This window comes from Pseudorhodoferax aquiterrae, from assembly GCF_014652235.1.
Classification (GTDB): Bacteria; Pseudomonadota; Gammaproteobacteria; order Burkholderiales; family Burkholderiaceae_C; genus Pseudorhodoferax; species Pseudorhodoferax aquiterrae.
Map to the genome: position 1 here is coordinate 1 of NZ_BMYK01000055.1, position 10832 is coordinate 10832.

The 10832-nt window shown below is 69.3% G+C and carries 9 protein-coding genes; all 9 read left to right on the plus strand.

The features are described 5' to 3' along the window. The first annotated feature begins 446 nt into the window (after positions 1-446). The 9 genes from IE209_RS32990 (at position 447) to IE209_RS33030 (ending at position 10725) form a co-directional block, all read left to right on the plus strand. A complete protein-coding gene (locus tag IE209_RS32990; RefSeq protein ID WP_229883180.1) occupies positions 447-1460 on the plus strand; it encodes a serine hydrolase in 1014 nt (337 codons plus the stop codon). Further along, positions 1396-2445, plus strand: a complete 1050-nt coding sequence (locus tag IE209_RS32995; protein ID WP_189691097.1) for a serine hydrolase — start codon at positions 1396-1398, stop codon at positions 2443-2445. The genes IE209_RS32990 and IE209_RS32995 overlap by 65 nt, the downstream gene beginning before the upstream one ends. 94 nt (positions 2446-2539) lie before the next feature. Beyond that, positions 2540-3268, plus strand: coding sequence for a TetR/AcrR family transcriptional regulator (locus tag IE209_RS33000; protein WP_373305470.1), 729 nt, complete (start codon positions 2540-2542; stop codon positions 3266-3268). Between the two features lie 6 nt (positions 3269-3274). Next, positions 3275-5071 (plus strand): acyl-CoA dehydrogenase C-terminal domain-containing protein, encoded by a 1797-nt coding sequence (locus IE209_RS33005; RefSeq protein ID WP_189691099.1) that lies wholly within the window; start codon positions 3275-3277, stop codon positions 5069-5071. After that, positions 5068-5496 carry a DUF2147 domain-containing protein gene (locus IE209_RS33010; protein ID WP_189691100.1) on the plus strand — a complete coding sequence of 143 codons (429 nt, stop codon included), beginning with the start codon at positions 5068-5070 and terminating at the stop codon, positions 5494-5496. The genes IE209_RS33005 and IE209_RS33010 overlap by 4 nt, the downstream gene beginning before the upstream one ends. 14 nt (positions 5497-5510) lie before the next feature. Further along, entirely contained in the window at positions 5511-7910 is a 2400-nt protein-coding gene (locus IE209_RS33015) for a 3-hydroxyacyl-CoA dehydrogenase/enoyl-CoA hydratase family protein (protein WP_189691101.1), read from the plus strand. A 10-nt stretch (positions 7911-7920) separates the two neighbouring features. Further along, positions 7921-9129: an acetyl-CoA C-acyltransferase gene (locus IE209_RS33020; protein ID WP_189691102.1), complete on the plus strand. Its 1209-nt coding sequence runs from the start codon at positions 7921-7923 to the stop codon at positions 9127-9129. Between the two features lie 5 nt (positions 9130-9134). Then, entirely contained in the window at positions 9135-9953 is an 819-nt protein-coding gene (locus IE209_RS33025) for an acyl-CoA thioesterase (protein ID WP_189691103.1), read from the plus strand. A 4-nt stretch (positions 9954-9957) separates the two neighbouring features. Then, positions 9958-10725: an enoyl-CoA hydratase gene (locus IE209_RS33030; RefSeq protein ID WP_189691104.1), complete on the plus strand. Its 768-nt coding sequence runs from the start codon at positions 9958-9960 to the stop codon at positions 10723-10725. Positions 10726-10832 lie beyond the last annotated feature (107 nt).

Genomic DNA, 10832 nt, shown 5'->3' on the forward strand with positions numbered 1-10832 from the left:
GGCTCGCCTCTTGTCCGTCGCTGTGCTCACTCGCCGTCTCCTGCATCACCCTGGATAACGGGTGGATGGAAGACATTTTATTTCAGATACACCCTCTGAGAACGTGTGAACGAACCGCTCACACCCACGCGAGGCCCCGGTGAGCAGCTGCTTCCATCATGATCGTCGCGCCCCGGGCCTCGCCCTACGGGCCGGGGCGCGCCAGGCCGCATGCGGGCGTTGCAGTCCTTGCCCGGGCACCAGCCCGGGCTGCGGCCTGCGCCTTCGCCTGCGGCCCGCCGCGCCCCGTCGTGCGCGCGATCGGTTCATTCACACGTTCTGAGTCCATGCCGCGCCGCACCTGCGCTGCCGCTCGGGGTCGCAGGGCTCTGCTGGCGCTGTGTCTTGGCGTATCAGCTGTATCGGCGGCAGCCGCGCCATCCTGGCAGGAGCGGCTGACGGCCGAATTGGCGCGCATCGACGCGGTGCCCAACGGCCCGCGCATCGGTGTCTACGCGCGTGACCTCGCCAGCGGCGAGAGCGTGTCCTTTCAGGCCGGGCAGTCCTGGTACCTGGCTTCCACCGTGAAGGTGCCGGTCGCCATCGCCGTGCTGCGCGGCGTCGCACGCGGCGCCTACACGCTCGACACCCCCGTCACGCTGCGCGCCGACGACTATGTGGACGGCGCCGGTGCCACCAACCGCCAGGCCGTGGGCGCTGCGCTGCCGATCCGCTTCCTGCTCGAGCAGATGGTCATCCACAGCGACAACACGGCCAGCGACATGCTGATCGGCCTGGTCGGCCTGGCCCAGGTCAACGCCGTCACGGCCGAGGTGGCGCCGGGCGGCTTCGGTCCCATCACGCGGCTGGCCGAGGTGCGGCGCGCCACCTATGGCCAGCTGGTGCCGGCGGCGAACAGCCTGGCCGGGCGCGAGCTGCTGCTGCTGCGCCAGCAACGCGACGACAGCGCGCGGCTGCAGGTCCTTGCGCGCCTCGTGCAGGTGCCGGTGCGCGATTTCCGCCTGGCCACGCTGGGCGAGGCCTACGACGCCTACTACGCCATGGGCCTGAACACCGGCCGCCTCGATGCCTATGGCGAACTGCTGGCGCGGCTGGCCGACGGCCAGCTGCTGCCGCCCGCGCAGACGCGCTACCTGCTGGGCCTCATGGAGCGCGTGGTGACGGGACCCCAGCGCATCCGCGCCGGCCTGCCCGCGGGCGCGCGCTTCGCCCACAAGACCGGCACCCAGCGCGGCCGCTTCTGCGACGCGGGCATCGTGCAGCCCGCCGGTGGCACGCGCGTGCTCGTGGTGGCCTGCACACGCGGAGAACTCTCTCTGGTGCGCGCCGAGCGCGCGCTGCGCGAGGTCGGCACGGCGCTGTGCCGGTCCGGCGTGTTGACACAAGGAGTGCCCGATGCGCCGAGCTGCGCTGTCCGTCCGCCTGCTGTGCCTGCTGCTGGCGACACTGAGCCCCCTTGAGGCGGCACGCGCCGACGACTGGCGCGATCGCCTGGGCGCCGAGATCGAGCGCCTGGACCAGGGCAGCCCCGGCCGGCTTGGCGTGTACGTGAAGCGGCTGCGCGACGGCAGCGTCTTCGACCACGGCGCCGACCGGTCCTGGTACCTGGGCTCCACGGCCAAGGTGCCGATCGCCGTGGCCGTGCTGCAGCAGGTCGACGCCGGCCGGCTGCAGCTGGACACCGAAGTGGTGCTGCGCGAGACCGACAAGGTCGACGGCTCCGGTCCGCTGGTCTGGAACAAGGTCGGCCAGTCCTACCCCATCGACACGCTGCTCGCGCGCATGCTGGGCGACAGCGACAACACCGCGGCCAACATGCTGGTGCGGGTGGTCGGTGTGGAGGCACTCAACCGCAGCGCCCAGGACGCCTTCGGACGCGATGAGATCGGCGAACTGACCGACTTCACTGCCGTGCGCCGCGCGGTGTACGCCAGGCTGCATCCCGATGCCGGCGAACTGAGCCACCGCCAACTGGTGGAGGTGGCGGCTGCGCCCATGCCGCAACGCGCGGAGGCCGTGCGGCGCGCATTGGCGTTGCCGGCCGGCGCATTGCGCAGCGACATCGATGAAGCCTATGCCGGCTACTACGCCGAAGGCCGCAACAGCGCCACGCTGGTCGGTTACGGCGCCATGCTGGAGCGGCTCGTGCGCGGTGAGCTGCTGTCGCCCGCCAGCACTGAGCGTCTGTTCCAGGCCATGAAGTTCGGCACGCGCGGGAGCTACCGGCTCGAAGCCGGCCTGCCCAGGAGCCTGCGCCTGATCCACAAGACCGGCACCCAGCACCAGCGTGCCTGCCACATGGGCGTGTTGCAGCCGCAGGATGGCGGGCGCGATGCCACCGTGGTCGCGGTCTGCGCCGCCGAACTCGACGAGCAGCGCGCCGCCGGCCGGCTGTTCGAGGCCGTCGGCCGCGCCATCGCCGCCACCGCCCTGGTCCCGCGGTAGTCGCGCAACACCTCTGAAAAAAGCAGGCCCCGGGGCTTGCGCTGCCTGGTTTTGCCGGCAAAATCGCACGACCGTTCGTTTTATTGTCTGTGCCATGCCCCGTCCAACTTCCGCTGCTTTGAAAGCTGTGCCCGCTTCGGACAAGGTTCGTGTGCTGCCCAAAGGCCGCCAGACCAAGGCCGCCATCGTCGACGCTGCGTTGAGCCTGGCCTCGCAGATGGGCCTGGAGGGCTTGTCCATCGGCGCCGTGGCCGAACTCACGCAAATGAGCAAGTCCGGCGTGTTCGCGCATTTCGGCTCGCGCGAGGAGCTGCAGATCTCCGTCGTGCGCGAGTACTACCAGCGCTTCGAGCAGGAGGTGTTCTTCCCCGCGCTGCAGGCCGAGCGCGGCCTGCCCCGGCTGCGCGCGCTGTTCGCCAACTGGATGCAGCGCGTGGCCGTGGAAATCCAGTCCGGCTGCATCTTCATCAGCGGCGCGGCCGAGTTCGACGACCGGCCCGGCCCCGTGCGCGACGCGCTGGTCGATTCCGTCAAATCCTGGCTCGGCGCGCTCGACAAAGCCGTTGCCCTGGCCAAGGACATGGGCGAGCTGCGTGCCGACACCGACGCGCGCCAGATGGCCTTCGAGATCCACGGCCTGATCCTCGCGCTGCACTACGAAGAACGCTTCCTGCAGAACCCCGGCGCCATTCGCCGCGCCGAGGCCGGCTTCGAACACATCCTGGCGCGCTACGGCAGCCCGGCCACCGTCGTCCCCCTTTCCCCCACAGCCGCGCGCAAGCGCGCACCCAAGACCAACCGCTCTTCCCGCACCAAGGAGTAAAACAAGATGCCCAGCTACACGCCCCCCCTGCGCGACATGCAGTTCCTGCTGCACGAGGTGCTGCGCGTCAGCGACGAGTTCAAGGCCATGCCGCGCCATGCCGAGGTCGATGCCGACACCATCAACGCCGTGCTCGAAGAGGCTGGCAAGTTCGCCGCCGAGGTGACCTTCCCGCTGAACATCTCCGGCGACACCGAGGGCTGCACGCTGGACCAGGCCACGCACGAGGTCGCCACGCCCAAGGGCTTCAAGGAGGCCTACGCGCAGTTCGTCGAAGGCGGCTGGCCGGCCCTGTCCTGTGACCCGGCCTACGGCGGCCAGGGCCTGCCTTACGTGGTGAACCAATGCCTGTACGAGATGCTCAACAGCGCCAACCAGGCCTGGACCATGTATCCCGGCCTCTCGCACGGCGCCTACGAGGCGCTGGCCGCGCACGGCACCGAAGCGCAGAAGAAGACCTACCTGCCCAAGCTCACGAGCGGCGAATGGACCGGCACCATGTGCCTGACCGAGCCGCACTGCGGCACCGACCTGGGCCTGTTGCGCACCAAGGCCGAGCCGCTGCCCGACGGCACGTACAAGCTCACGGGCAACAAGATCTTCATCTCGGCCGGTGAGCACGGCATGGCCGAGAACATCGTGCACCTGGTGCTGGCCCGCCTGCCCGACGCGCCCAAGGGCAGCAAGGGCATCAGCCTGTTCGTGGTGCCCAAGTTCCATGTGAAGGCGGATGGAACGCTTGGCGAGCGCAACGCCATCTTCTGCACGGGCCTGGAGCACAAGATGGGCATCCACGGCAACGCCACGGCGCAGATCGCCATCGACGGCGCCATCGGCACCCTGGTCGGCGCGCCCAACAAGGGCCTGGCCGCGATGTTCGTGATGATGAACGCGGCCCGCCTGGGCGTGGGCAACCAGTCGCTGGGCCTGACCGAGGTGGCTTTCCAGAACGCGCTGGCCTATGCCAAGGACCGCATCCAGATGCGCTCGCTGTCGGGCCCCAAGGCCAAGGACAAGGAGGCCGACCCCATCATCGTGCACCCCGACGTGCGCAAGATGCTGCTGACCGCCAAGGCCTATGCCGAAGGCGGCCGCGCGCTGCAGATCTACTGCACGCTGCTGCTCGACAAGGCGCACCACCATCCCGACGAGAAGACGCGCAAGAACGCCGACGAGCTCGTCGCGCTGCTGACGCCCATCGTCAAGGCCTTCATCACCGACAACGGGCACCTTGCCACCAACGCCTGCATGCAGGTCTTCGGCGGCCATGGCTTCATCAAGGAATGGGGCATGGAGCAGTTCGTGCGGGACAACCGCATCAACATGATCTACGAGGGCACGAACACCGTGCAGTCGCTGGACCTGCTGGGCCGCAAGGTGCTGGGCGACCAGGGGGCGGCGCTGCGCAAGTTCGGCAAGCTGGTCGGTGCGCTGGTCGAGGAGGAAGGCGTCAACGAGAAGATGGCCGAGTTCATCAACCCCATCGCGGTGCTGGGTGAGCAGCTGACCAAGTTCACGATGGAGGTGGGCTTCAAGGGCCTGCAGAACCCCGACGAGGTCGGCGCTGCGGCCGTGGACTACCTGCGCGTGGCCGGCCACCTGGTGTTCGGCTACTTCTTCGCGCGCATGGCCCAGGCCGCGCTGCGCGCCATCGCCGATGGCAGCACCGACCCGTTCTACACGGCCAAGCTGCAGACCGCGCGTTTCTACTTCGCCAAGCTGTTCCCCGAGACCGCCACGCTGATGCGGACCGCGCGCGCCGGCAGCCGCGTGCTCATGGACACCGACGCGGCCCTGGCATGAAGCTGCTGCCGCTGACCCTGCTGCTCTGCGGCCTGGCCGCGCAGGCGCAGATGACGCCCGTGGGCCGCTGGCAGAGCGTGGACGACAAGACCGGCGAGGCCAAGGCGCAGATGCAGATCAGCGAGCAGGCCGGTCAGCTCAGCGGCCGCATCGAGAAGCTGCTGCGCAAGGAGGCCGATCCGCAGGCGCGCTGCACCGAATGCAGCGATGACCGCAAGGACCAGCCCCTGGTGGGGCTGGAGATCATCCGCGGCGCGAGGAAGGCCGAAGGCAAGGAAGTGTGGGAGGGCGGCAAGATCCTCGACCCCGAATCCGGAAAGGTCTACACGCTGCGCCTCACGCCCATCGAGGGCGGCGCCAAGCTTGAGGTGCGCGGCTCGATCGGCCCGTTCTGGCGCACCCAGACCTGGGTCCGCCAGCCCTGAACGAAGGAAAGAACATGTCGAAATTCAGAATCAAGAAGGTCGCCGTGCTCGGCGCTGGCGTCATGGGCGCGCAGATCGCCGCGCACCTCGTCAACGTGCGCGTCCCCGTCGTGCTGTTCGACCTGCCCGCCAAGGAAGGCCCCAAGAACGGCATCGCGCTCAAGGCCATCGAGGGCCTGAAGAAGCTCAAGCCCTCGCCGCTCGGCGTCGCCGACGAGGCCACGCTGATCCAGCCCGCCAACTATGAGGAGCACCTCGGCCTGCTGGCTGGCTGCGACCTCGTGATCGAGGCCATCGCCGAGCGCATGGATTGGAAGCTGGATCTCTACGCCAAGATCGCGCCGCACCTCGCGGCCCACAGCATCGTCGCCTCCAACACCTCGGGCCTGTCGATCACCAAGATGGGCGCGGCCCTGCCGGTCGCCGTGGCGCCGCGTTTTTGCGGCATCCACTTCTTCAACCCGCCGCGCTACATGCAGCTGGTGGAGCTGATCCCCACGCCGGGCACGAGCGCGCAGGTGCTCGACGATTTGGAGACCTTCGTCACAAGCACGCTGGGCAAGGGCGTGGTGCGGGCCAAGGACACGCCCAACTTCATCGCCAACCGCATCGGCGTGGCCGGCATGCTGGGCACCATCCAGGAAGTCGAGAACCACGGCCTCACGTACGACGTGGTGGACGACCTCACGGGCAAGAAGCTGGGCCGCGCCTCCTCCGGCACCTTCCGCACGGCCGACGTCGTGGGCCTGGACACCATGGCCCATGTGATCAAGACGCTGCAGGACACGCTCACTGCCGAGACGGATCCCTTCTACGCCAGCTTCGCCACGCCGCCCGCGCTCAAGGCCCTACTCGAACTCGGCAACCTGGGCCAGAAGACCAAGGCGGGCTTTTACAAGAAGGTCGGCCGCGACGTGCTGCGCTTCGAACTGGAAAGCCGCGACTACGTGCCGGCCGGCCGCAAGGCCGATGCCGTCTACGAGCGCATGCTCAAGAAGCCCGCGGGCGAGCGCCTGAAGCTGCTGCGCGAGTCCGAGGGCGCCGAGGGCCGCTTCCTGTGGGCCATCCTGCGCAACAGCTTCCACTACGCGGCCGTGCACCTGGCCTCGATCGCCGAGACCGCACGCGACGTGGACTTCGCGATGCGCTGGGGCTTCGGCATGCGCCAGGGCCCGTTCGAGCTCTGGCAGGAGGCCGGCTGGCTGCAGGTCGCGCAGTGGGTGCAGGAGGACATAGCTGCCGGCAAGGCGCTGTCGACGGCGCCGCTGCCGAAGTGGGTGTTCGAAGGCCCGGTGGCCCAGGCCGGCGGCGTGCACACGCCCGAGGGCTCCTTCAACCCGACCACGAACCGCTTCGAGCCGCTGCGCCGTCTGCCCGTGCACGCACGCCAGCTGTTCCCCGAGGGCGTGCTCGGCGATGGCGCGAAGAGCTTCGCCCAGGCCGGCACCACGGTGCACGAGGACGCTTCGGTCCGCCTGTGGACGCTGGACGGTGAGGTGCTGATCGCCAGCATCAAGACCAAGATGCACGCCATCAGCCCCGAGGTGGCCGAGGGCCTCATGCAGGCCGTGGAACTGGCCGAGAAGGACTACCAGGGCCTCGTGGTCTGGTCAGGCGACGAGCCGTTCTCGGCCGGCGCCGACCTGCAGGCCATGCTGCCGGCCTTCATGGCCGTGGGCGTCGCCGCGATCGAGGACGCCGAGGGCTTCTTGCAGCAAACCATGCTGCGCCTGCGTTATGCCGCTGTGCCCGTGGTCTCGGCCATCCGCGGCCTGGCGCTGGGCGGCGGCTGCGAGTTGGCCATCCACAGCGCGCGCCGCGTCGCCGCGATGGAGAGCTACATCGGCCTCGTCGAGGTCGGCGTGGGCCTGGTGCCGGGCGCGGGCGGCCTGACCTACATCGCCCGCCGCGCGGCCGAGAACGCCGCCACGTCCACCGACAAGGATCTGCTCAAGTTCCTGAGCGAGGGCTTCACGGCCGCGGCCATGGCCAAGGTCGGCACCAGCGCGCTGGAAAGCCGCAAGCTCGGCTACCTGCTGGAGTCCGACATCGTCGTGCCGCACAAGGACGAGCTGCTCTACGTGGCACTCGCCGAGGCCAAGGCCATGGCCAATGCGGGCTGGCGTCCGCCGCTCAAGCGCCAGTTCCCCGTGGCCGGCCGCAGCGGCAAGGCCACCATCCTGGGCCAGCTCGTGAACATGCGCGACGGCGGCTTCATCAGCCAGCACGACTTTCACATCGCCGGCCTGATCGCGGGCGTGGTGACGGGCGGCGACGTCGATGCCGGCACGCTGGTCGACGAGGACTACCTGATGGCGCTGGAGCGCCAGGCCTTCTGCGCGCTGATCGTGCACCCCAAGACGCAGGAGCGCATCCTGGGCCTGCTGAACACCGGCAAGCCGCTGCGCAATTGAGGAGAAGAACATGAGCAAACAAGTCCAGGACGCCTACATCGTCGCCGCCACGCGCACGCCCATCGGCCGCTCGCACCGCGGCACGCTGCGCAACCTGCGCCCCGACGAGATGCTGGCCGCCGTGCTGCGCGCCGCCATGGCCCAGGTGCCGGGTCTCGACCCCAAGGCGGTGGAAGACGTGATCTGCGGTTGCGCGATTCCAGAGGCCCAGCAGGGCCTCAACGTGGCACGCATCGGCGCCGTGCTGGCCGGGCTGCCGCACAGCGTGGGTGGCATCACGGTCAACCGCTTCTGCGCCTCCGGCCTGTCGGCCGTGCAAATGACGGCCGACCGCATCCGCGTGGGCGAGGCCGACGTGATGGTCGCCGCCGGCACCGAGAGCATGAGCATGGTGCCCATGATGGGCAACTCGCCCTCGCTGTCGCCCGTCATCTTCGCCGACACCGACAAGCTCGACGACTACGGCATCGCCTACGGCATGGGCCTCACGGCCGAGAAGGTCGCGCAGCAGTGGAAGGTCTCGCGCGATGCGCAGGACGCGTTCGCGGTCGAATCGCACCAGCGTGCGCTCAAGGCCCAGCAGGCCGGCGAGTTCGCGGACGAGATCACGGCCATCGAGGCCATCGACCGCAGCGCCGACCTGGCGAACGGCACCACCATCGAGAAGCGCAAGACCCTGTCGCTCGACGAAGGCCCACGCCCTGACACGAGTCTGGAAGGCCTTGCCAAGCTGCGTCCCGTGTTCGCCGCGCGCGGCTCGGTCACGGCCGGCAACAGCTCGCAGACTTCGGACGGGGCCGGCGCGCTGATCCTGGTCAGCGAGCGCGCGCTCAAGCAGTACAACCTGCAGCCGCTGGCCCGCTTCGTGGGCTATGCCAGTCGCGGCGTGCCGCCGCACCTGATGGGCATCGGCCCCATCGAGGCGATCCCGGCCGCGCTGCGCAACGCCGGCCTGCAGCTGTCCGACATCGACTGGATCGAGCTCAACGAGGCCTTCGCCGCCCAGTCTCTGGCCGTGGTCAACACCCTGGGCCTGGACCCGGCCAAGGTCAACCCCATGGGCGGCGCCATCGCGCTGGGCCACCCACTGGGCGCCACCGGCGCTATCCGGTCTGCGACAGTCGTGCATGCGCTGCGGCGCAAGAATCTGAAGTACGGCATGGTCACCATGTGTGTGGGCATGGGGCAAGGCGCTGCCGGCATCTTCGAAAGAGTCTGACACCGATGAGCGAGCATTTCTTCGACCAGGCCGTGGCCTTGACGCCCGAGGGCGACAACGCCTTCCGCGGCGCCGCGCACCCGGCCTGGGCCAACATGGTCGGGCCCTTCGGCGGCATCACGGCGGCCAGCGCGCTGAACGGCGTGCTGTCGCATCCGCGCCTGCTGGGCGTGCCGATCGCGCTGACCGTCAACTACGCGGCGGCGCTGGGGCCGGGCGGCTACCGGCTTGCGGCCGTGCCGGCCCGCACCAACCGCTCGACCCAGCACTGGACCATGGCCATGACGCAGCCCGGCACCGATGGCACCGAGGACACCGTGCTGACCGCCACGGCCGTCACGGCGGCGCGGCGCGAGACCTGGGGCCTCAGCGACGCGCCCATGCCGACGGCGCCGGCGCCGCAGACGCTCGAGCGGTTCAAGCCGTTCGGGGCCGAGTGGCTCAAGCGCTACGACATGCGGACCGTGCACGGCGCCGTGCCCAGCACCTGGGACGGCAGCGGCGAGCACAGCCTCACGCAGCTGTGGGTGCGCGACGAGCCGGGCCGTCCGCTGGATTTCCTCTCGCTGGCTTCGCTGGCCGACGTGTTCTACCCGCGCGTGTGGCTGCGCCGCGCCACGCGCGTGCCGGCCGGCACGGTCTCGATCACGACCTACTTCCATGCCGACGCGGCCATGCTCGCGCGCAGCGGCACGGGCTATCTGTTCGGCCAGGCCCGCGGCCAAGCCTTCAGCAACGGCTTCTTCGACCAGACCGCGCAGCTCTGGAACGAGGGCGGAGAATTGCTGGCCACCTCCCACCAGATCGTCTACTACAAGGAATAAGGCCATGAGCGAAGACATCCTGGTCCACGCCGAAGCCGGCGTCACCACCATCACCTTCAACCGCGTCGACAAGAAGAATTCCATCACCGCCGCGATGTACGCGACGCTGGCCGATGCCCTGGCCGCGGCCGACGCCGACCCCGCCCAGCGCGTGGCGGTGCTGCAAGGCCACGAAACCATCTTCAGCGCTGGCAACGACATCGGCGACTTCCTGAACGCACCGCCGAGCGGCGAGGCTTCGCCCGTGTTCCGCTTCCTGCGCGGCATCGCGGGCTTTTCCAAGCCGCTGCTGGCAGCGGTCTGCGGTCCGGCCGTGGGCGTGGGCACGACCATGCTGTTCCACTGCGACCTGGTCTATGCCGGCGACAACGCGGCCTTCTCCATGCCCTTCGTGAACCTCGGCCTGGTGCCCGAGGCGGCCTCCAGCCTGCTGGTGCCGCAGATGATGGGCTACCACCGTGCGGCCGAAGCACTGCTGCTGGGCGAGCCCTTCATGGCCGAGGCGGCGCTCGAGGTCGGGCTGGTCAACCGCGTGGTGCCGCCCTCGGAGGCCAACGCGCTGGCGCAGGCGCAGGCGCGCAAGCTGGCGGCCAAGCCGCTCAGTTCACTGATCGCGACCAAGCGCCTGCTCAGGAAAACCAGCGCCGACGCCGTGCTGGCGCGCATGGACGAAGAAGGTGCGCTGTTCCGCCGCATGCTGGCCGAGCCGGCCGCGCGCGAGGCCTTCGGCGCCTTCATGGAGCGGCGCAAGCCCGACTTCTCAGGACTTTGATCTCCCCCGTTTGGACTTCTCACTGCGTGTAGAAGTCCGATACCCCCAAGGGGGCGCCGCCGGCGGTCTGGCAGAGGTTCTATGGTCCGCGTCAAGCCGGCGAGGCC